Origin of the sequence: uncultured Paracoccus sp., from assembly GCF_945915435.1 — a bacterium.
Taxonomy (GTDB): domain Bacteria; phylum Pseudomonadota; class Alphaproteobacteria; order Rhodobacterales; family Rhodobacteraceae; genus Paracoccus.
Genome location: NZ_CAMEFG010000062.1, coordinates 1 through 18,497 on the forward strand (window position 1 = coordinate 1; position 18,497 = coordinate 18,497).

General features: G+C 68.0%; 22 protein-coding genes, 1 tRNA gene and 1 pseudogene. 12 read left to right on the forward strand and 12 right to left on the reverse strand.

Annotated elements, in window-relative coordinates:
- Positions 1 to 1,219, forward strand: a 1,219-nt coding sequence (gene murJ, locus Q0O97_RS16095; RefSeq protein ID WP_294931697.1) for a murein biosynthesis integral membrane protein MurJ, incomplete at its 5' end; no start/stop codon positions are given.
- Here the strand turns inward: murJ and Q0O97_RS16100 are convergent.
- Positions 1,210 to 1,932: a rhomboid family intramembrane serine protease gene (locus Q0O97_RS16100; protein ID WP_294931700.1), complete on the reverse strand. Its 723-nt coding sequence runs from the start codon at positions 1,930 to 1,932 to the stop codon at positions 1,210 to 1,212. The genes murJ and Q0O97_RS16100 overlap by 10 nt on opposite strands.
- Positions 1,933 to 2,044: 112 nt before the next feature.
- Here Q0O97_RS16100 and trpS point away from each other — a divergent pair, with 112 nt between their 5' ends.
- Together trpS and bmt are read left to right on the forward strand one after the other, a co-directional pair.
- The gene (gene trpS, locus Q0O97_RS16105) at positions 2,045 to 3,064 is read left to right on the forward strand and encodes a tryptophan--tRNA ligase (protein ID WP_294931703.1); all 1,020 of its coding nucleotides are present in this window, start codon (positions 2,045 to 2,047) and stop codon (positions 3,062 to 3,064) included.
- Positions 3,065 to 3,196: 132 nt separating this feature from the next.
- A complete protein-coding gene (bmt, locus tag Q0O97_RS16110; RefSeq protein ID WP_294931706.1) occupies positions 3,197 to 4,159 on the forward strand; it encodes a betaine--homocysteine S-methyltransferase in 963 nt (320 codons plus the stop codon).
- On the opposite strand, the gene Q0O97_RS16115 is transcribed toward bmt, so the two are convergent.
- The 6 genes from Q0O97_RS16115 to Q0O97_RS16140 all read right to left on the reverse strand — a co-directional run bounded on the left by Q0O97_RS16115 (position 4,156) and on the right by Q0O97_RS16140 (position 8,421).
- Entirely contained in the window at positions 4,156 to 4,620 is a 465-nt protein-coding gene (locus Q0O97_RS16115; RefSeq protein ID WP_294931709.1) for a low molecular weight phosphatase family protein, read from the reverse strand. The genes bmt and Q0O97_RS16115 overlap by 4 nt on opposite strands.
- A complete protein-coding gene (locus tag Q0O97_RS16120; protein ID WP_294931712.1) occupies positions 4,621 to 5,106 on the reverse strand; it encodes a UPF0262 family protein in 486 nt (161 codons plus the stop codon).
- On the reverse strand, positions 5,103 to 6,413 hold the full coding sequence (gene hisD / locus Q0O97_RS16125) for a histidinol dehydrogenase (protein ID WP_294931715.1): 1,311 nt from the start codon (positions 6,411 to 6,413) through the stop codon (positions 5,103 to 5,105). The genes Q0O97_RS16120 and hisD overlap by 4 nt, the downstream gene beginning before the upstream one ends.
- Positions 6,414 to 6,479: 66 nt before the next feature.
- On the reverse strand, positions 6,480 to 6,956 hold the full coding sequence (locus tag Q0O97_RS16130; RefSeq protein WP_294931717.1) for a DUF2948 family protein: 477 nt from the start codon (positions 6,954 to 6,956) through the stop codon (positions 6,480 to 6,482).
- A complete protein-coding gene (murA, locus tag Q0O97_RS16135; RefSeq protein WP_294931719.1) occupies positions 6,949 to 8,232 on the reverse strand; it encodes a UDP-N-acetylglucosamine 1-carboxyvinyltransferase in 1,284 nt (427 codons plus the stop codon). The genes Q0O97_RS16130 and murA overlap by 8 nt, the downstream gene beginning before the upstream one ends.
- The gene (locus tag Q0O97_RS16140; RefSeq protein WP_294931721.1) at positions 8,233 to 8,421 is read right to left on the reverse strand and encodes a hypothetical protein; all 189 of its coding nucleotides are present in this window, start codon (positions 8,419 to 8,421) and stop codon (positions 8,233 to 8,235) included.
- A gap of 149 nt (positions 8,422 to 8,570) precedes the next feature.
- On the opposite strand from Q0O97_RS16140, the gene Q0O97_RS16145 reads away from it, so the two are divergent.
- Positions 8,571 to 8,645: transfer RNA gene (locus tag Q0O97_RS16145), tRNA-Thr, on the forward strand.
- Positions 8,646 to 8,666: 21 nt separating this feature from the next.
- Here Q0O97_RS16145 and Q0O97_RS16150 read toward each other — a convergent pair.
- Positions 8,667 to 9,785 (reverse strand): PA0069 family radical SAM protein, encoded by a 1,119-nt coding sequence (locus Q0O97_RS16150; RefSeq protein WP_294931724.1) that lies wholly within the window; start codon positions 9,783 to 9,785, stop codon positions 8,667 to 8,669.
- A 120-nt stretch (positions 9,786 to 9,905) separates the two neighbouring features.
- Here Q0O97_RS16150 and Q0O97_RS16155 point away from each other — a divergent pair, with 120 nt between their 5' ends.
- Complete coding sequence (locus tag Q0O97_RS16155) at positions 9,906 to 10,088, forward strand: hypothetical protein (protein WP_294931727.1); 183 nt, start codon at positions 9,906 to 9,908, stop codon at positions 10,086 to 10,088.
- Here the strand turns inward: Q0O97_RS16155 and Q0O97_RS16160 are convergent.
- Positions 10,085 to 10,678 (reverse strand): HNH endonuclease, encoded by a 594-nt coding sequence (locus Q0O97_RS16160; RefSeq protein WP_294931730.1) that lies wholly within the window; start codon positions 10,676 to 10,678, stop codon positions 10,085 to 10,087. The two genes, Q0O97_RS16155 and Q0O97_RS16160, sit on opposite strands and share 4 nt — an antisense overlap.
- 174 nt (positions 10,679 to 10,852) lie before the next feature.
- On the opposite strand from Q0O97_RS16160, the gene Q0O97_RS16165 reads away from it, so the two are divergent.
- Complete coding sequence (locus Q0O97_RS16165; protein ID WP_294931733.1) at positions 10,853 to 11,275, forward strand: VOC family protein; 423 nt, start codon at positions 10,853 to 10,855, stop codon at positions 11,273 to 11,275.
- A 179-nt stretch (positions 11,276 to 11,454) separates the two neighbouring features.
- On the opposite strand, the gene Q0O97_RS16170 is transcribed toward Q0O97_RS16165, so the two are convergent.
- Genes Q0O97_RS16170 through Q0O97_RS16180 form a run of 3 tightly spaced genes read right to left on the reverse strand, consistent with a single transcriptional unit; the run spans position 11,455 to position 13,418 of the window.
- A complete protein-coding gene (locus Q0O97_RS16170) occupies positions 11,455 to 12,111 on the reverse strand; it encodes an alpha/beta fold hydrolase (RefSeq protein WP_294931736.1) in 657 nt (218 codons plus the stop codon).
- A gap of 14 nt (positions 12,112 to 12,125) precedes the next feature.
- The gene (locus Q0O97_RS16175) at positions 12,126 to 12,749 is read right to left on the reverse strand and encodes a DNA-3-methyladenine glycosylase 2 family protein (protein WP_294931740.1); all 624 of its coding nucleotides are present in this window, start codon (positions 12,747 to 12,749) and stop codon (positions 12,126 to 12,128) included.
- 9 nt (positions 12,750 to 12,758) lie between these two features.
- Complete coding sequence (locus Q0O97_RS16180; RefSeq protein ID WP_294931743.1) at positions 12,759 to 13,418, reverse strand: GntR family transcriptional regulator; 660 nt, start codon at positions 13,416 to 13,418, stop codon at positions 12,759 to 12,761.
- A gap of 65 nt (positions 13,419 to 13,483) precedes the next feature.
- Here Q0O97_RS16180 and Q0O97_RS16185 point away from each other — a divergent pair, with 65 nt between their 5' ends.
- From Q0O97_RS16185 to Q0O97_RS16210, 6 genes and pseudogenes are all read left to right on the forward strand, one after another.
- Positions 13,484 to 14,149 carry a pyrimidine 5'-nucleotidase gene (locus tag Q0O97_RS16185; protein ID WP_294931746.1) on the forward strand — a complete coding sequence of 222 codons (666 nt, stop codon included), beginning with the start codon at positions 13,484 to 13,486 and terminating at the stop codon, positions 14,147 to 14,149.
- A gap of 27 nt (positions 14,150 to 14,176) precedes the next feature.
- Entirely contained in the window at positions 14,177 to 14,416 is a 240-nt protein-coding gene (locus Q0O97_RS16190) for a hypothetical protein (protein ID WP_294931749.1), read from the forward strand.
- A 40-nt stretch (positions 14,417 to 14,456) separates the two neighbouring features.
- A complete protein-coding gene (locus tag Q0O97_RS16195) occupies positions 14,457 to 15,656 on the forward strand; it encodes a UbiH/UbiF family hydroxylase (RefSeq protein ID WP_294931751.1) in 1,200 nt (399 codons plus the stop codon).
- 42 nt (positions 15,657 to 15,698) lie between these two features.
- Positions 15,699 to 17,066 carry a DNA repair protein RadA gene (gene radA / locus Q0O97_RS16200; RefSeq protein WP_294931754.1) on the forward strand — a complete coding sequence of 456 codons (1,368 nt, stop codon included), beginning with the start codon at positions 15,699 to 15,701 and terminating at the stop codon, positions 17,064 to 17,066.
- 43 nt (positions 17,067 to 17,109) lie between these two features.
- Positions 17,110 to 17,757 carry a CvpA family protein gene (locus Q0O97_RS16205; RefSeq protein ID WP_294931757.1) on the forward strand — a complete coding sequence of 216 codons (648 nt, stop codon included), beginning with the start codon at positions 17,110 to 17,112 and terminating at the stop codon, positions 17,755 to 17,757.
- Positions 17,758 to 17,895: 138 nt separating this feature from the next.
- Positions 17,896 to 18,497 (forward strand): annotated as a pseudogene (locus Q0O97_RS16210) (amidophosphoribosyltransferase); the annotation flags it as partial.

Here is an 18,497-nt window from a genome sequence, read left to right on the forward strand (position 1 = left end):
GCTGGTCTTTGCACAGGCGGCGGGCTTTGCGGGGGATGAGCGTTTCGACCTGGCGGTGGTCTATGGACGGATCTGCTTTCCCTATATCCTGTTCATCTCGCTGACCGCGCTGCTGTCGGGGGTGCTGAACGCGGGCGGACGTTTCGTCGCGGCGGCGGCGGCGCCGGTGCTGATGAACATCGTGCTGATCGCGGCGATGCTGCTGGCGCAATGGCAGGGCTGGGACATGGGGCTGGCAATGGCATGGTCCACGCCGGTTTCCGGCATCGCGCAGCTTGCGATGGTCTGGTTCGCGGCAAGGCGCATGGGCTTTCCCCTGCGGCTGCGCCTGCCCCGCATGACGCCGGACATGAAGCGCTTGCTGGTCATCGCCGGTCCCGCCGTCCTTGCGGGGGGCGTGGTGCAGATCAACCTGCTGGTGGGCCGGCAGGTCGGATCCTTCTTCGACGGGGCGATTTCATGGCTCAACAACGCCGACCGGCTGTATCAATTGCCGCTTGGCGTGGTCGGCATCGCCATCGGCATCGTGCTTCTGCCCGACATCTCGCGCCGCCTCAAGGCCGGGGACACGGCCGGCGGGCGCAACGCCTACAACCGCGCGGCCGAGTTCGCGCTGTTCCTGACCCTGCCCGCCGCCGTCGCGCTGGTGGTGATCGCCTGGCCGCTGGTCTCGGTCCTCTTCCAGCGCGGGGCCTATCTGGAAAGCGACGTGACGCCCACGGCGCTGGCGCTGGCGATCTATGGGCTGGGCCTGCCCGCCTTCGTGCTGCAAAAGGTCTTGCAGCCGCTCTATTTCGCGCGCGAGGATACGCGCACCCCCTTCCGCTACGCGCTGTGGTCGATGGTCGTGAATGCCCTCTGCGCCATCGGGCTTGCGCCACTGATCGGTTTTTCCGCCGCCGCTTGGGGCACCACCATCGCGGGCTGGACGATGGCCGCGCAGCTTTGGCTGGGCACGCACCGCATGGACGCAGCCGCGCGGATGGACGCGCGGCTGCGCCAGCGCCTGCCGCGCATCGTGCTGGCCGCCGGGCTGATGGGGGTGGCGCTTTACGTCATGGCGGCGATGTTGCAGCAGATGCTGGTCACCGGCGGGATGCGCTATCTGGCGCTGGCCGTGCTGGTCCTGGGCGGGATGGCGGTCTACGCCACCGCGGCCCTTGCCCTTGGCGCGGTGCGCTTGGGCGAGCTGAAATCGGGCCTGCGCCGTCAGCGTTGACGCAACTGGCGGCGGATGCGCTGGAACCCGCCGGGGATCAGCGCGAAGGACAGCGCAAAGCCGGTTGCAAAGCCCGCCACCTCGGACACCCAGTAAAGGCTACCGTCCTGAAACAGCAGGCCAAAGACCAGTTGGAACAGCAGCAAGATGCCGATCAGGCTGAAGGCGCGCATCCGGTTGGCGTTCTGCTGGCCCAACCGGGTCCACAGCAGGAAGGTAAAGGCCCCGACCAGCCCATAGACCGCCGGATAGCCCCCGATCAGCGGCGCCATGCGCCAATGCGGAAACATCGCCGCGATCAGCGTATAGACCAGCGCGCCCCCGATGGCCGAGCCGAAGAACAGCGCCACCACCGCCCAGGGCCGGAACTGGCTGGCCACCATGTTCCCAAGCGCCAGCGTAAAGACGACGACGAACAACGCATGGACCAGCGACAGGTGGACGAAGGAATAGGTCAGGACCCGCGAGGCCTGCCGCGGATCGAAAAGCCCCAGGCTCCACATCCGCAGCACGATATCGGGGACGAAGGCCGTGCGCTCTGCCGCGATCTGGCGCATGGCCAGCGCACTGCCCTGCCCGCCCCCCAGGCCGGTGTTCAGCAGCCCCGTCTGCGCCAGTCCGAAGGCGGCCTCTGATGCGATCACGGGCAGGGCCAGCAGCCAGACCACCAGCGGCACGGGGTTGAAGGGCGATTCGTCAAAGCCGGGGCGCATGGTCTTTCCTTGTTCCGGGGCGGCCTGTCCGCGGCCAAAAGGGTCTGGGCTGTTGCGCCCGCTGCGGGCAAGAGGTAAGGCAGCCCAAGCAATTTTCCAAGCAGGTAGTGGCATGTCGGCGACCTTCAAACCCCGCGTCTTTTCTGGCATCCAGCCCTCGGGCGGGCTGACCCTGGGCAATTACCTCGGTGCGCTGCGCCGCTTCGCGGGCTTTCAGGGGACGGATCGCGAGACCATCTATTGCGTCGTGGACCTGCATGCGATCACCGTCTGGCAGGACCCCGAAAAGCTTCGCCACAACACGCGCGAGGTGGCGGCGGCCTTCATGGCCTCGGGCGTCGATCCGCGCCAGTCGATCCTGTTCAACCAGAGCCAGGTCGCGCAACATGCCGAACTCGCATGGCTTTTCAACTGCGTCGCAAGGCTTGGCTGGATGGAGCGGATGACCCAGTTCAAGGACAAGGGCGGCGCCAATGCCGAGCGCGTCAGCCTTGGCCTTCTGGCCTATCCCTCGCTGATGGCCGCCGATATCCTTGCCTATCACGCAACCCACGTGCCCGTGGGCGAGGACCAGAAGCAGCATCTTGAGCTGACCCGCGACGTCGCCGCCAAGTTCAACCACGACTACGGCACCGAATTCTTTCCGATCACCGAACCGCTGATCGAGGGCACGGCCACCCGCGTCATGTCCCTGCGCGACGGCAGCAAGAAGATGTCGAAATCCGACCCCTCGGACGCCAGCCGCATCAACCTGACCGACGATGCCGACCAGATCGCGCAGAAGATCCGCAAGGCGCGCACCGACGCGGACCCCCTGCCCGGCAGCATGGACGGGCTGAAGGACCGCCCCGAGGCGCGCAACCTCGTCAATATCTACGCCGCCCTTTCCGGCGAAACCGCCGACCGGATCCTGCCGCGCTTCGAGGGTCAGGGCTTCGGTGCCTTCAAGCCCGCGCTGGCCGAACTGGCGGTTTCCGTCATGACCCCGATCACCGCCGAGATGAACCGCATCATGGCCGACCCCGCCGAGATCGACCGCATCCTTGGCGACGGGGCCGAGCGCGCCGCCGCCATCGCCCGGCCCATCGTCGAAGGCACGAAAGAGATCATGGGCATGATCCGCTCGCGCTAGGGGATTTGCGGGATTTCATGCTCCGAACATGCGCAGGAACAAAGATCCCGCGCATGTCGCGCCGTAAAACCCGATCAGCCAACACCGGCGGCATGCCGCTGGCGCAGAAGTTTCGCAGGGGGAAAGCCGGAATTGCAGGGTCATACGCTCAACCGATTGCTGGCCGAACGCGGCTGGCTGCTTGCCGATGGCGCGACGGGGACGAATCTTTACAACATGGGCCTGGCGCCGGGCGAGGCGCCGGACCTCTGGTGCGAAACCCATCCCGACCGCGTGGCCGATCTGCATCGCCGGATGATCGCCGCCGGGGCTGACATCATCCTGACCAACAGCTTCGGCGCGAATGCCTGCCGGTTGCGGCTGGCCGGGGCTGAAGGGCGCGTCCACGACCTGAACCGCCGCGCCGCCGGGCTGGCACGCGCGGCAGCGGATCAGGCGGACCGGCCGGTGCTGGTCGCAGGCTCGATCGGTCCCACGGGCGAGATCATGGCCCCGATGGGCCAGTTGACCGAAGCCGAGGCGACCCGCATCTTTACCGATCAGGCGCAGGGGCTGAAGGACGGCGGCGCGGACCTGCTGTGGGTCGAGACCATCAGCGCGGTCGAGGAATTGCGCGCCGCCGGTGCGAGCGCCCGCGCGGTGGGCCTGCCCTGGTGCGCGATGATGAGTTTCGAGCCGGGCGGCTGGACCATGATGGGCGTGACGCCGCCCCAGCTTGCCGCGCTGGTCGAACGCCTTTCGCCCGCCCCCGACGCTTACGGCGCAAATTGCGGCACCGGCCCTGCCGAGCTGTTGCAGGCGGTGGCGGGCTTTGCCGCCTCGGGCAGCGAAAGGGTGATGATCGCCAAGCCGAACGCGGGCGTGCCGCGCTATCAGGACGGCGGGCTGATCTATGACGCCACGCCCGAGGCGATGGCCGAATTCGCCGTGCTGGCCCGCGATCTTGGCGTGCGCATCATCGGCGGCTGCTGCGGCACGACGCCGGACCACGTCGCCGCGATGCACCAGGCGCTGCACAGCCGCCCGCGCGGTCCGCGCCCCTCGCCCGAGGTGATTTCGGCCCGGATCGGGCAAGCGATGGGGGCCGAGGATTAATCCTGCGGCTCGGTCGGCGGGCCGAAACGCTCGATCATGCGGTCGCGGATCTGGTCGCGGGTCTGGCGATAGGCGGCCAGCTTCGCCTCGCGCCCCTCGGCCAGGCCGGAAGGGTCCATGACCGGCCAATATTCGACGTCCAGATGAAAAACCCGTGTCAGTTCAAGCGCATGGCGCTGGCTGGCGGGCGACAGCGCGACGACCAGGTCGAACCCGCCCAGATCGTCGCCCCAGTCCATCATCTCCTCGAAGGAACGGACGCGGTGGCGGGAAATCTCGATCCCCAGTTCCTGCGCGACGGCGATGGCGAAACCGTCCACCTCCATGTCGCTTTTCACGCCCGCCGACTGGACATAGCAGGTCTGGCCGTAGAACTTCTTCATCATCCCCTCGGCCATCGGCGAGCGGATTGCGTTGTGATCACAGCAAAACAGCACCGATTGAGGGAATATCCGTGTCACCTAGGACCCCGGTAACAGGGCGCAGATCAGGGTAAACAGGCGGCGCGCGGTGTCGATGTCGATTTTCGCCTTGCCCTCCAGCCGTTCCTGCAAGGTGCGCGCGCCTTCGTTGTGGATGCCGCGCCGTGCCATGTCGATGGCCTCGATCTGCGCGGGGGGCAGGGTCTTTACCGCGTCGAAATAGCTGGCGCAGATCTGGAAGTAATCCTTGATCGTCTGGCGGAAGGGGCCGAAGGACAGGTGGAACTCGGCCAGTTTCGCGCCCGTCTCGGTGGACAGGTCGAAGACCAGCCGCCCCTCGCGCACGGCAAGGGCCAGCGCATAGGGACCGTCGGGGGGCGTCTGCCCGTCGCGCTCGGGCAGCACGAAGCTGTTGTCTTCCAGCAGGTCGAAGATGGCGACCTTGCGTTCCTGCTCCATCTCGGTCGAGGGGGGCGGCAAGCCGCTGTCGTCGATCTCTATCCTGCAAATGCGCGCCTGGGTCATTTCCCCACCTCGTTAACATGTTCCAGCCGAGCCGAGACCGAAAGCGCATGCGCGTCAAGCCCTTCCGATGTCGCAAGCCGCGCCGCAGCCGGGCCGATGGTTGCCAGCGCACCGGGCGTCAGATGCGCGACGGTGGTGCGCTTGAGGAAATCCAGCACCGACAGCCCCGACGAAAACCGGGCCGAGCGCGCCGTGGGCAGCACGTGGTTCGGGCCGGAAACGTAATCCCCCGCCGCCTCGGGCGTCCAGCCGCCAAGGAAGATCGCGCCGGCATGGCGGATATTGCGGCAAAGCGCCTGAGGGTCGGGCACGCAGAGTTCCAGATGCTCGGGGGCGATCCGATCCGACAGCGCCGCCGCCTGATCGAGGTCGCGGGTGACGATCACCGTGCCATAGTCGCGCCAGCTTGCCCCGGCGATATCGGCGCGCGGCAGGGTGGGCAGGATGCGCTCGACCTCGGCCACGACGGCATCGGCCAGGGCGGCATCGGGGGTGATCAGGATCGACTGCGCATCGGCATCATGTTCGGCCTGCGCCAGCAGGTCCAGCGCCAGCCATTCGGGGTTCTGGTCGCCTTCGGCGATGATCAGCACCTCGGACGGGCCTGCGATCATGTCGATACCGACGCGCCCGAACACCTGCCGCTTGGCCGCGGCGACATAGGCATTGCCCGGCCCGGTGATCTTGTCCACGGGCCGGATGGTCGCCGTCCCATGCGCCAGCGCAGCGATCGCCTGCGCGCCGCCGATGCGATAAATTTCATCGACACCCGCAAGCTGGCAAGCCAGGATCACCAGCGGATTGACCACGCCGCCGGGCGTCGGCACGCAGACGACCAGCCTTTCGACCCCCGCCACCCGCGCCGGAATCGCGTTCATCAGGACCGAGGACGGATAGCTTGCCTGCCCGCCCGGAACGTAAAGCCCCGCCTGTGAGACCGCCGTCCAGCGCCAGCCAAGCGTCGCGCCCTCGGGGTCGGTCCATTGCTGGTCGGCGGGAAGCTGGCGGGCGTGATAGGCGCGGATACGTTCCGCCGCCAGCGACAGCGCGGCGCGATCCTCGGGCGAGACCCTGGCGACCTCGGCCGCGATCTCGGCGGGCGAGAAGGCCAGCGTGTCGGGCGTCAGCTCCAGCCGGTCGAAACGCGCGGTCAGTTCGATCACCGCCGCATCCCCGCGCGCCCGCACATCGGCGATGATCGCGGCGACGGTATCGCCGACATCGCTGGAATCCTCGCGCTTGGCGCCCAGCATCCGGGCGAATGCCGGTTCGAAATCGGGCTGTTCGGTATTCAGGAAGATCGGCATGATCTGGCTCCGGTTGATCGCCATGTGTCGGCGGGGCGCATCACAGGCTAAGGCATCGGCGGGCGGTCAGTCGGGATGGCGCGGCGCCTTGCCCGAGGGCGCGACATAGGGCTGGGTCACGTCGCGCAGGTCGATGTTGAGGCATTCGACATCCAGCGCCAGCGTCCCGTCGCCCGCGAATTGCAGAAGGACGCGGCCCGCGCCGTCCTCGGCAGGCTCCCAGTCGATGCGCAGCAGTTCCAGCACCAGGTCGGTGTCCTTGCGGTCGATACCGTCGCTTTGCACCCGCAGCACGTCCGAGACCGCCATCACCGCCCGCACCCGCTCATATGGGCGGTTTTCGCGGGCGGCCTGTTCGGCATCCTCCCAGCGGAAACGGTTGAGCAACAGCGCAAGGCAGCGCCGCCGCCGGTCATAGGCGATCTCGCCGACCGGCAGGATCGCATCCTGCACCAGGGCCGAGACGATCAGCAGGTCCTTGGCATCCTCGGCCTTCAGCGCCAGGGGCGCGGGGTCGGCGTCGTGGAAGCTTGCGTCACTCATGCTGGCTGTCCTCCTTGATCCGTTCGATTTCCGCACCCACGCCGCGCAGCTTGCGCACCACCTTTTCATAGCCGCGGTCAAGGTGATAGACCCGGCTGACCACGGTTTCGCCCTCGGCGGCCAGCCCGGCAAGGATCAGGCTGACGCTGGCGCGCAGGTCGGTCGCCATCACCGGCGCGCCGCGCAGCTTTTCGACGCCGTGGACGGTGGCATGGCCGCCGTGGACCTCGATCCGCGCACCCATGCGGGCCAGTTCCGGCGCGTGCATGAATCGGTTCTCGAAGATGGTTTCCTCAAGGACCGAGGTGCCCTCGGCCGTGCACATCAGCGCCATCATCTGCGCTTGCAGGTCGGTGGGAAAGCCGGGGAAAGGCTCGGTCACGACATCGACCGCGCGGATGCGGCCGTTCTTGCGGGCGACCTTCAGGCCGCGCGCGGTCTCGATCACATCGACGCCCGCCTCGTCCAGCTTTTCGCAGAAAGAGGCCACCAGGTCGATCCGCCCGCCCAGGCATTCCACCTCGCCGCCGCAGATCGCGGGGGCCAGCATGTAGGTGCCAAGCTCGATCCGGTCGGTGACAACGGGATGGGTCGCGCCGGTCAGGGCGGTGACGCCCTCGATGGTCAGGGTCGAGCTCCCCTCGCCCTCGATCTGCGCACCCATGCGGCGCAGGCAATGGACCAGATCGACGATCTCGGGTTCGCGCGCGACATTGCGCAGGATGCTGGTGCCCTTGGCCAGCACCGCCGCCATCACGGCGTTTTCCGTGGCTCCGACCGAGACCAGCGGGAAGGTGAAATCCGCGCCCTTCAGCCCGCCCGAGGGCGCCTTGGCCCAGACATAGCCGTCGCGCAGTTCAAGCTGTGCGCCCAGGGCCTCAAGCGCGCGCAGATGCAGGTCCACGGGCCGCGCGCCGATCGCGCAGCCGCCGGGCAGGGACACCACCGCCTCGCCATAGCGGGCCAGCAGTGGGCCAAGCACCAGGATCGAGGCGCGCATCTTGCGCACGATGTCGTATTCGGCCTTCACCCCGGTCAGCGCGTGGCTGGACATGGCCAGCACCTGCCCGTCCTGCAAGGGCGCGACCTCGGAGCCAAGCGATTGCAGCAGCGTCGTCATGGTGCGGATATCCGACAGGCGCGGCGCATTGGTCAGCGTCAGCGGCTGATCCGTCAGCAAGGTCAGCGGCATCAGCGTCAGGCAGGCGTTCTTGGCCCCGGTAATGGGAATCTCGCCATTCAGCGCCCCGCCGCCCCGCACGATGATCTGGTCCATCTATCTCTCCTGCCTGTCGTCGGGACCGTCTTGCGGCGCCCCTGTCTGCGTCTGCTCTGCCCGGTTCGCGTCTTCCGCCGCGCGCGCCCTGCCCTGCGCCTTGCGGCGCGCAAGGTTTTCGCGAAGCGCGGCGCGCAGCCGCTGCTCGCGGCTGTCCCCGTCGGTCGGTGGGTTTCGGCGTTTGTTCATGCCCCCTGTTAACGCCATGCCGCGACCCCGTCCAGAATGAGCCGCACGGATATGCGCGCCCCCACCCCGTGCCGCGCGGGCAAGGCGCGGAAATTTTCCCGAACCCCCTTGCAACGGATCGCGGACCGGTCTAGATGCCCCTCCACGGCGCTGCTGTAGCTCAGTGGTAGAGCACTCCCTTGGTAAGGGAGAGGTCGACAGTTCAATCCTGTCCAGCAGCACCATTTTCAGGCATTCCCGACAGGTCAGAACAGCGAAAGCTGATCCCCCGCCCTTGGCGGCGCGGCAAAGCGTGTGCAATCCAGCGCCGGAAGGGGATGGTCCAGCCCCAGGCGCTTGCGCGCAAGGCGGAAGCGCTGGCGCATCAGGTCGGCCTCGATCCCCGTGCCACGCATCCGGTTGCCGAAAGCCGGGTCGTTGTCGCGCCCCCCGCGCATGGTCTGGATGCGCGACATGACATGATCGGCCTTGCCGGGGTGATGGCGCGCCAGCCAGTCGCGAAACAGCGGCGCGACCTCCAGCGGCAGGCGGACGGGAATCATGCTGGCCGCGCGGGCGCCCGCATCGGCGGCGGCGGCAAGGATCGCCTCGATTTCCGGCTCGGTCAGGACGGGGATGACGGGGGCGACCATGACGACGACCGGCACCCCTGCCCCCGCCAGCGCCGCGATCATGCGCAGCCGGGTGGCGGGGGCGGGCGCGCGCGGCTCCATCTGCCGCGACAGCGCGGGGTCCAGCGTCGTGACCGAGACCCCGGCCATCACCTGCCCGCGCGCCGCCATCGCACCCAGCAGGTCCAGGTCGCGCAGCACCGTCGCGCCCCGCGTCACCAGGCTGAGCGGGTGGTTCCAGTCATGCAGCACCTGCAAGCAGCCGCGCATAATCCGCCGCGCGCCCTCGATCGGCTGATAGGGGTCAGTATTGGTGCCGAAGGCGATGGGCGCCACCTTGTAGCCGGGCCGCGAGATGGCCTTTTCCAGCAGCGCAGGCGCATCGGGCTTGGCGGTCAGGACGGTTTCAAAGTCCAGCCCCGGCGACAGTCCCAGAAAGGCATGGCTGGGCCGGGCATAGCAATAGATGCAGCCATGTTCGCAACCGCGATAGGGGTTGACCGACCTGTCGAAGGCGATATCGGGCGAGGTGTTGCGGGTCAGGATGCTGCGCGCGCGTTCCTCGCGCACCTCGGTTTTCAGCAGTTGCGACCCCTCGGGGATGTCCCAGCCGTCGCCTTCGCGGATGCGCACGTAAGGCTCGAACCGGGACACCGGCGCGGTATCGGCGCCGCGCGCCTTCAGGATCTGGTCGGGATTGCGCGGGGGCAGCATGGGGCAAGGCCGGGTTGTCAGGCGGATGGACCGGAACATAAAACGAACATTTGGGCGCGGCAAGCGGCGGGAAAGCGCGCAATCGCCACAACCCCGAAAAGGGTTTTTGACTCGGGCGCAGGCTTTCCTATGCTGGTGGTGATATTGCCAGAGGTCAGGATGCCGTTACCGCATTTCCTTTTTCTGATTGCCGGGGTGATCGTTGCCGCCGCGCTGACGGTCTGGCTGGCCGTCGCGGCCCGCTTTCCGCTGGCCGCCCTGGGGCTGGGTGCCGTCCTTGCCGCCGCGCTGGTGCATCTGCTGGGCCGGCCGTCGCGCAAGCTGGGGCAGCGGGGGCGCTAGCTTTCCAGCTCGACATCCCAATAGAGAAAGTCGATCCAGCTTTCATGCAGGTGGTTGGGCGGAAAGCGCCGCCCCGCCGCATGCAGGTCCGAGGCCGAGGGCCTGCGCGGGTTGCGCCGCAGCCGCAGCCCCGAGCGCGACAGCGGGCGGTTGGCCTTCTTCAGGTTGCAGGGCGAACAGGCCGCGACCACGTTTTCCCAGCTTGTGATCCCGCCCTTTGATCGCGGCACGACATGATCGAAGGTCAGGTCGCCCCGCGCCCCGCAATACTGGCAGGCGAATTCGTCCCTCAGGAAAAGATTGAAGCGCGTGAATGCCACGCGCTTGCGGGGTTTGACGTAATCCTTCAGCACCACGACCGAGGGCATGCGTATCTCGTGCCTTTGGCTGCGCACCACCTCGTCATATTCGGCGATGATCGAGACACGGTCCAGAAAGACGGCCTTGACGGCCTCTTGCCAGGGCAGAAGCGACAGCGGGTAATAGGACAGCGGGCGGAAATCGGCGTTCAGGACCAGCGCGGGGAAGTGCTTCAGCCCCCCTGGCTCTCGCACGAATTGCGTCCTGAAATCCCCTGTGTCCCTTGGCATCGTCTTTGCTCCGTCTTCATGCGGAAGCCATATACCGGCGAAACGACTATATATGGCATCTTCGCCCTGGCAAGCACCTGTATCGTGGGCGCAGCCTAGTTGGCGCGCGTGACACGACCGTGACGGAAAAAGGCGGCGGGGGAACGAAAGCCGGCCCGCCGGTGTTGGGCCGACATGAGGAACACGCAAGAACCGCCCGCACATCTGGGAACGCTGGAATCGGCGCTTTATGCCGACGATCTGGACGCCGCGCGCGATTTCTGGACGCGCGTCATGGGCCTGCGCGAGATCACCGCCGTGCCGGGGCGGCATGTGTTCTTCCAGACGGGAAACGGCGTCCTGCTGGTGTTCGACCCCCAGGCCACGCAGCAGCCCCCTGCCCCCGATGCCCGCCTGCCGGTGCCGCCGCATGGCGCGGGCGGGCCGGGGCATTATTGCCTTGCCGCGCGGGATATCGACGCATGGCGCACCCACCTGACCCGCTGCGGCGTCGGGATCGAGGCGGATTTCGAATGGCCCCAAGGCGGGCGTTCGATCTATTTCCGGGACCCCGCGGGCAATTCGATCGAGATCGCCGACCCGCGGATCTGGGACTAGAGGCCGAGGATCAGCGGCGCTTGCCGCGCGTCCCCGCCCGGACCTCGACGGCTTGGCGACGCGCCGCCCGGGCGATCACCAGGCTGAACGGGACCAATGCGATTGCGGCCATCCAGATCAGCTCCATGAGACATTCCTCCGTCTTGTCCAAGGGTAACGTAACCACTGGCGTTGCGGTTTCAAGCCCCAAGATGATGGCGCAGGAAAGCCAGCGCGACGGACAGCCCGTCCGGTGAAATCCCGTGGCCGGTGCCGGGCATGACATGGCTGTGGGTCTCGAACCCCGCCGCCTTCAGCGCGGTTTCGGCCAGACCCATTTCCGCGAAGGGCACCACCGGATCCTGGTCGCCGTGCAACAGCAGGACGGGCGGCTTGACGCGGGCGTCAGCGGCCAGCGCCTCGGGCAGCAGCAGGCGGCCGGAAAAGCCCACGATCCCGGCGATCTGCACCGGACGGCGCGGCGCGACATGCAACGCCATCATCGTGCCTTGCGAAAAGCCGACCAAGGCCATGCGATCCGCCGAAAGCCCCTCATCCGCAAGCACCTTGTCCAGGAAGGCGTCGATGTCCCGGATCGAGCGCGCCATCGAATCGCGGGCCTGTTCCTCGGTCGAGCCGTCCATCCAGGGGATCGGAAACCACTGGTAGCCCATCGGATTGTTGACGCAGCGTTCAGAGGCGTCGGGGGCATAAAAAGCGGTATCGGGCAAATGCGGCGCCAGCGGATCGGCCAGCCCCAGCAGGTCGGCCCCATCCGCGCCATAGCCATGCAGGAACACGACGACGGACCCCGCCTTCGCCGGCCCCTTGCGGGCGGATTTCAACTCTCGTGCCATCGTGGCCCCCTTTGTCACCGGACGCCCTCGCGTCCCTTTTCCAGCCGGTAGTAGGCCCACAAGGCCCGCGCCGCAACCGCGCGCCAGGGCCGCCAGGATGCGGCAAGCGCGGTCAGGGCCGCGGGGCGGGGGCGTTCGGGCAGGGCGTAAAGCAGCCGCGCCGCCTCGGCCAGCGCGAGGTCGCCCGAGGCGAAGGCATCGGCGCGGCCAAGCGCGAATTTCAGGTAGATGTCCGCCGTCCAGCGCCCGATCCCCGGCAGGGCGACCAGCCGGGCGGCCACCTCGTCGTCGGGCAGATCGCGCAGGGCGCGCCAATCGACCCCGGCCCGCGCCACGGCTTGCAGATAGGCGATCTTTTGCCGCGACAGCCCGGCATCGCGCAACGCCTGCGGATCGGCGCGGGCGACGGCGCGCGCAGAGAGCAGCCCCGCCGCCCGCATCCGCCCCGCGATGGCCGAGGCGGCGGCGGTCGAGATCTGCTGCCCCACGATGGCATCGCAGATCGCCGGAAAGCCGTCGCGCCTGCGCCTGAGCGGCAAGGGACCAAGGCGCGGCAGGACCCCGGCCCAGACGGGGCAGACGGCCGCCAGATGCGCCGCGCCCTCGGCCAGGTCGTCGCGGGTCTCGATACGCCGCAAGCCGCCCCCCTAGACCTCGTTGTCGATGGCCGAGGGCGGCATTTCCGCGATCAGCCGCGCCTCTTCCTTCAGCCGCGTCTCGTAGGCGTTCGAGATATGTTCGCGCAGCGCCCTTTCCGCTGCCGCCCCGTCGCCCGAGGCGACGGCGTCCACCAGCGCCTGATGTTCGGCCAAGGCGGCCTCTCCCCTGCCGCTGGCGGCCAGCGTCGTGCGCGCCATCAGCGCCATGCCGCGATGCACCAGGTCAAGCTGCCGGATCAGGAAACGGTTGTGCGACGCCAGATGGATCTGGTGATGGAACCGCCGGTTCGCGCGCGCCAGCGCCTGCGGATCGTCGATGACGGCGCGGTCCTCGCGGACCATGTCGGCAAGGACGCGGACCTCTTCGGGGGTGGCGTGGCGGGCGGCGAGGCGGGCGGCCAGCGCCTCAAGCTCGGCGCGGACGGTGTAAAGCTCGGCCAATTGGTTGTGGTCCAGCGTCGCCACGATCAGGCTGCGCCCGTCGCGCTTGAGCATGGACTGGGTTTCCAGCCGTTGCAGCGCCTCGCGCACGGGGGTGCGGGACACGCCGAAACGCTCGGCCAGTTCGGATTCGACCAGCCGCGCACCGGGGCCGTAAACTCCGCTTTCGATCGCATTCAGGATCAGGCTGTAGGCATCGTCTTTCATGGCCGTGACGATCCGCCTTTCCGCCGCGGATTGCAAGCGATGCCGCCAGCGTCTAGTCAACGGGAATGCAGACCGAAAACATCCAGACCTGGATCTTTGACCTGGACAACACGCTCTATCCCGCCGAGGCGCAGCTTTTCGCGCAGATCGAGCGGCGGATGACGGCCTATGTCATGCGCGAACTGCGGCTGGCCGAGGACGCGGCGGACGAGTTGCGCGACCGCTACTGGCGCCAGCACGGCACCACGCTGGCCGGGCTGATGGCCGAACACGGGCTGGACCCGCTGCCCTATCTGCGCGACGTCCACGACATCGACTTTTCCGTGCTGCAACCCGATCCGCGGCTGGCGCAGGCGATCCGCGCGCTGCCCGGCAGCAAGATCGTCCACACCAACGGCGATTCCCGCTATGCCCGCCGGGTGCTGCAAAGCCGGGGGCTGGATTTCTTCGATGCGGTCTTCGGCGTCGAGGAGGTCGATTTCCACCCCAAGCCCGACGCCCGCGCCTATCAGTCGGTGATCGCGCAGCACCGTTTCGACCCCAACCGCGCCGTGATGTTCGAGGACGACCCGCGCAACCTTCTGGTGCCTCATGGGTTGGGGATGGGAACCGTGCTGGTCGGGCGCAGCCCCTATCGCCCCGAGATGGCGGAACTTGATCAAGATCATGGTCCGCACGTCCATTTCCACGCTATGGATCTGACCAGCTTTCTGGAAGAACTCGTCACCTGAACCGAAATGCCTGCTAAGGAGGAAGCCATGTCCAACCCCCTCGACACCGCGACGGACGCGATCGGCGACGCCGTGACCGCCGACAGGGAAATGCAATCGAAGGAAGAATTCCGTGCCGCCGCCCGGATCCTTGCGGGCGTCGCCCTGCTGGTGGTGCTGGCCGTCCTGATCACCGTGATCTGGGGCCTGCCGGGGCTGACCATGCTGGCGCTGGCCGCCACGGTCGTCGTGATGGCGCTGCTGATAGCCTACGCGGCGGGGTTCTGACCCCCACCTGTTTCACCGCGCGAAAGGGGCGTGACCGTCCATGAGCATCCATGATTCCGATTGCGTCGATGTCCTGGTGTCCGGCGGCGGCATCGCCGGGCTGATCGCGGCGGCGGCCTTCGGCAGCGCGGGCCACCGGGTGCTTTGCGTCGACCCCGCCCCGCCCGTCACCGACGAAGGGGCGGCGGGGTCGGACCTGCGCTCGACCGCGTTCCTGCAACCTTCGGTGCAGGTGCTGCGCGACGCCGGGCTGTGGGACGGGCTGGCGCCCCATGCCTCGCCCTTGCAGGTCATGCGAATCGTCGATGCGGGCGGCGCACGGCCCGAGGCCCGGCTGGTGCGCGAATTCGACGCCGACGAGATTTCGAACGATCCCTTCGGCTGGAACCTGCCGAACTGGCTGCTCAAGCGCGAGATTTCGGCCCGGCTGCGCCTGTTGCAGAATGTCGAGTTCCGCCCCGGCACCGGCACCGCCGGGCTGGTCACGCGCGAAACCGGCGCCATCGTGCGACTAAGCGACGGCACCAGCATCCGCGCCCGGCTGGTCGTGGGGGCCGACGGGCGCAACTCGCCCGTGCGCGAGGCGCTTGGTATCGGGGTGCGCACGCTGCGCTATGGCCAGAAGGCGCTGGCATTCGCCGTGACCCATGACCGACCCCACGAAAACGTCTCGACCGAGGTGCATCGCTCGGGCGGGCCGTTCACGCTGGTCCCGCTGCCCGACCGCGAGGGGCGCCATTCCTCGGCCGTGGTCTGGCTGGAGCGCGGGGCCGAGATCGCCCGCCTCGCCGCCCTGCCGCCCGCGGATTTCGAGGCCGAGATGAACAGCCGTTCCGCCGGGGTGCTTGGCCACCTGACCCAGGCGACGCGGCTGACCGTCTGGCCGATCATCAGCCAGATCGCCGACAGTTTCGCGGGCCAGCGCACCGCCCTGATCGCCGAGGCAGCCCATGTCGTGCCCCCCATCGGCGCGCAGGGCCTGAACATGAGCCTTGCCGACCTGGCCGTGCTGGTCCGGCTGTCGCAGGACGATCCGGGGTCGGCGGACAGCCTTGCCCAATACGCCCGCCAGCGCCGCCCCGACGCGATGGCGCGGCTGATGGGGATCGACGCGCTGAACCGCGCCAGCATGTTCCTGCCCCGCCCCCTTCGCGACCTGCGGGCGGCGGCGCTTGGCGGGCTTTACGCCTCGGGCCCGGTCAGGCGGCTGATGATGCGCGCGGGCCTGGGGCTGCATTAGCGCGGCTTGCGGGCGGGGCGGCGATTTGCGACAAGCCGCTTCATGGCAAAACCCGTCACCAGCTTTACCTGCACCGCCTGCGGCGCCGCCCATCGCAAATGGGCCGGGCGATGCGAAGCCTGCGGCGCATGGAACACCATCGTCGAGGAAGCCCCGCTAAGCCAGGGACCGGCGGGGCGCGGCCTTGGCGCGATGCGCGGCCAGCAGGTGCCGTTGTCCGGCCTTGCCGCGTCCGAACCGCCCCCGCCCCGCGCGCGCTCGGGCGTCGAGGAATTCGACCGTGTCCTGGGCGGCGGCATCGTGCCCGGCTCGGCGGTGCTGGTGGGCGGCGATCCGGGCATCGGCAAGTCGACGCTGCTCTTGCAGGCCACCGCCGCGCTGGCGCGCGCGGGCCAGCACACGATCTATCTTTCGGGGGAAGAGGCCAGCGCACAGGTCCGCATGCGCGCGCAGCGCCTTGGGCTGGCCGATGCGCCGGTGCGGCTTGGGGCCGAAACCTCGCTGCGCAACATCCTGACGACGCTGGACGCCGAAAAGCCCGACCTTGCCGTGATCGATTCGATCCAGACGCTGTGGTCCGACACGGTCGAGGCCGCGCCGGGTTCCGTCGGCCAGGTCCGGGCGGCGGCGCATGAGCTGGTGACCTTCGCCAAGCGCAGCGGCACCGCCATCGTGCTGGTCGGCCATGTCACGAAGGAAGGCCAGATCGCCGGTCCCCGCGTGGTCGAACACATGGTCGATACCGTGCTTTATTTCGAGGGCGAGCGCGGCCACCAGTTCCGCATCCTGCGCGCCGTCAAGAACCGCTTCGGCCCGGCGGACGAAATCGGCGTCTTCGAGATGACCGGCGGCGGGCTGGCCGAGGTGCGCAACCCCTCGGCGCTGTTTCTGTCCGAACGCGGCCAGCCCAGCCCCGGCAGCGCGGTCTTTGCCGGGATCGAGGGCACGCGCCCGGTGCTGACCGAAATCCAGGCGCTGGTCGCCCCTTCCACGCTGGCCAGCCCGCGCCGGACGGTCGTGGGGCTTGATTCGGGCCGCGTCAGCACGATCCTTGCCGTGCTGGAGGCGCGCTGCGCCATCCCCTTCGCCGGGCTGGACGTGTTCCTGAACGTCGCGGGCGGCATGCGCGTCAGCGAACCCGCCGCCGACCTGGCCATCGCCGCCGCGCTGCTTTCCGCCCGCGAGGACGTGGCATTGCCCCCTGAAGCGGCGGTTTTCGGCGAAATCAGCCTGTCGGGCGCCCTGCGTCCGGTCGCACAGGCGGAAAACAGGTTGAAAGAGGCTCAGAAACTTGGTTTCTCACGGGCGATCCTGCCCGAGGCCCAGAAAGTCGAGGGTATGGAGGGGATGCGGCTGGACCGCGTTCTCGATCTGACAGGCTTCGTGGGCGAAACCTTCGGCGCGGGCTGATCTTGGTTAACCAGCGCGGAAGACACCGCGAAAGGGCAAGGACATGGACGGATTCACGATAATCGACGGCATTGTGGCGGTCGTCATCATCTTCTCGGCGATTCTGGCCTATGCGCGCGGCTTCGTGCGCGAATCGCTGGCCATACTGGGATGGATCGGGGCGGCGGTGCTGGCCTTCATCTTCGCGCCGACGGTCAGGCCGATGCTGGCGCAGGTGCCGGGGCTGAACAGATTCCTGGCCGACAGTTGCGAACTGGCCACGATCGCGGGCTTTGCGGTGGTCTTCGCCGCCGCGCTGGTCATCTTCTCGATCATCACGCCGCTGTTTTCGTCGGTGGTGCAGCGTTCGGCCCTTGGCGGGGTCGATCAGGGCATGGGTTTCCTGTTCGGCGTCGCGCGCGGCATCCTGCTGATCGCCATCGCCTTCATCGTCTATGAACGGGTGATGACCACCCAGCCCGTCGCGATGGTGGACGATTCGCGGTCGGCGCAGGTGTTCAAGCGCCTCAGCGGGCAGGTCGGCGACCAGATCCCGCAGGATGCGCCAAGCTGGATCGTGAACCGCTACGAACAGATGGTGCGCGGCTGCGCCCCGACCGAGGCGGTAACGACCACCACGCCCACGCCCGCAGCCGAGACCACAATCCCCGAAGGCCCCGCCGAAACCGCCCCCGCGGCCCCGGCGAACTGATCCGGCTACCCGCCGCAAATGTAACGGCCCGATGACAAAACATGCGCCCCGCCGGCGGCGGGGCGTGACATTTCGCGCGGGCGGCCCTAAATAGGCATTCAGCCCCCTCTGCATAGCCACAGGATTCTCAAGGTTATGATGCAGCCATTTCTCGCCCATCCCTTCGATTCGGACCGCCTGCACGAGGAATGCGGCGTCTTCGGTGTCACCGGCGTGGCCGATGCGGCGAATTTCGTGGCGCTTGGCCTGCATGCGCTGCAACACCGCGGGCAAGAGGCGGGCGGCATCGTCGCCCATGACGCCGAACACGGCTTCAACAGCGCCCATCGCTTCGGCTATGTCCGCGACAACTTCACCAAGCAATCGACGATGGAAACCCTGCCCGGACCGCTGGCGATCGGGCATGTGCGCTATTCGACCGCAGGCCGCAAGGGCACCGCCATCCGCGACGTGCAGCCTTTCTTTGGCGAATTCGCGATGGGCGGCTGCGCCGTCGCCCATAACGGCAACATCACCAACGCCGCCGCCCTGCGCCGCGAATTGATCGAGCGCGGCAGCATCTTCCAGTCCAGCAGCGACAGCGAATGCATCATCCACCTGATGGCGCGTTCCATCCAGCGCAACATTCCCGAACGCATGAAGGACGCCCTGCGCCGGGTCGAGGGCGCGTTTTCCGTCATCGCCATGACCCGCACCAAGCTGATCGGCGTGCGCGACCCGCTTGGCGTGCGCCCGCTGGT

Excerpts from the sequence above, each read along its gene's own strand:
- Q0O97_RS16100 (WP_294931700.1), bottom strand. The coding sequence starts at position 1,932 with ATGCGCCCCGGCTTTGACGAATCGCCCTTCAACCCCGTGCCGCTGGTG.
- trpS (WP_294931703.1), top strand. The coding sequence starts at position 2,045 with ATGTCGGCGACCTTCAAACCCCGCGTCTTTTCTGGCATCCAGCCCTCG.
- Q0O97_RS16120 (WP_294931712.1), bottom strand. The coding sequence starts at position 5,106 with ATGACCCAGGCGCGCATTTGCAGGATAGAGATCGACGACAGCGGCTTG.
- hisD (WP_294931715.1), bottom strand. The coding sequence starts at position 6,413 with ATGCCGATCTTCCTGAATACCGAACAGCCCGATTTCGAACCGGCATTC.
- Q0O97_RS16130 (WP_294931717.1), bottom strand. The coding sequence starts at position 6,956 with ATGAGTGACGCAAGCTTCCACGACGCCGACCCCGCGCCCCTGGCGCTG.
- murA (WP_294931719.1), bottom strand. The coding sequence starts at position 8,232 with ATGGACCAGATCATCGTGCGGGGCGGCGGGGCGCTGAATGGCGAGATT.
- Q0O97_RS16140 (WP_294931721.1), bottom strand. The coding sequence starts at position 8,421 with ATGAACAAACGCCGAAACCCACCGACCGACGGGGACAGCCGCGAGCAG.
- Q0O97_RS16150 (WP_294931724.1), bottom strand. The coding sequence starts at position 9,785 with ATGTTCCGGTCCATCCGCCTGACAACCCGGCCTTGCCCCATGCTGCCC.
- Q0O97_RS16155 (WP_294931727.1), top strand. The coding sequence starts at position 9,906 with ATGCCGTTACCGCATTTCCTTTTTCTGATTGCCGGGGTGATCGTTGCC.
- Q0O97_RS16160 (WP_294931730.1), bottom strand. The coding sequence starts at position 10,678 with ATGCCAAGGGACACAGGGGATTTCAGGACGCAATTCGTGCGAGAGCCA.
- Q0O97_RS16165 (WP_294931733.1), top strand. The coding sequence starts at position 10,853 with ATGAGGAACACGCAAGAACCGCCCGCACATCTGGGAACGCTGGAATCG.
- Q0O97_RS16170 (WP_294931736.1), bottom strand. The coding sequence starts at position 12,111 with ATGGCACGAGAGTTGAAATCCGCCCGCAAGGGGCCGGCGAAGGCGGGG.
- Q0O97_RS16180 (WP_294931743.1), bottom strand. The coding sequence starts at position 13,418 with ATGAAAGACGATGCCTACAGCCTGATCCTGAATGCGATCGAAAGCGGA.
- Q0O97_RS16185 (WP_294931746.1), top strand. The coding sequence starts at position 13,484 with ATGCAGACCGAAAACATCCAGACCTGGATCTTTGACCTGGACAACACG.
- Q0O97_RS16190 (WP_294931749.1), top strand. The coding sequence starts at position 14,177 with ATGTCCAACCCCCTCGACACCGCGACGGACGCGATCGGCGACGCCGTG.
- Q0O97_RS16195 (WP_294931751.1), top strand. The coding sequence starts at position 14,457 with ATGAGCATCCATGATTCCGATTGCGTCGATGTCCTGGTGTCCGGCGGC.
- radA (WP_294931754.1), top strand. The coding sequence starts at position 15,699 with ATGGCAAAACCCGTCACCAGCTTTACCTGCACCGCCTGCGGCGCCGCC.
- Q0O97_RS16205 (WP_294931757.1), top strand. The coding sequence starts at position 17,110 with ATGGACGGATTCACGATAATCGACGGCATTGTGGCGGTCGTCATCATC.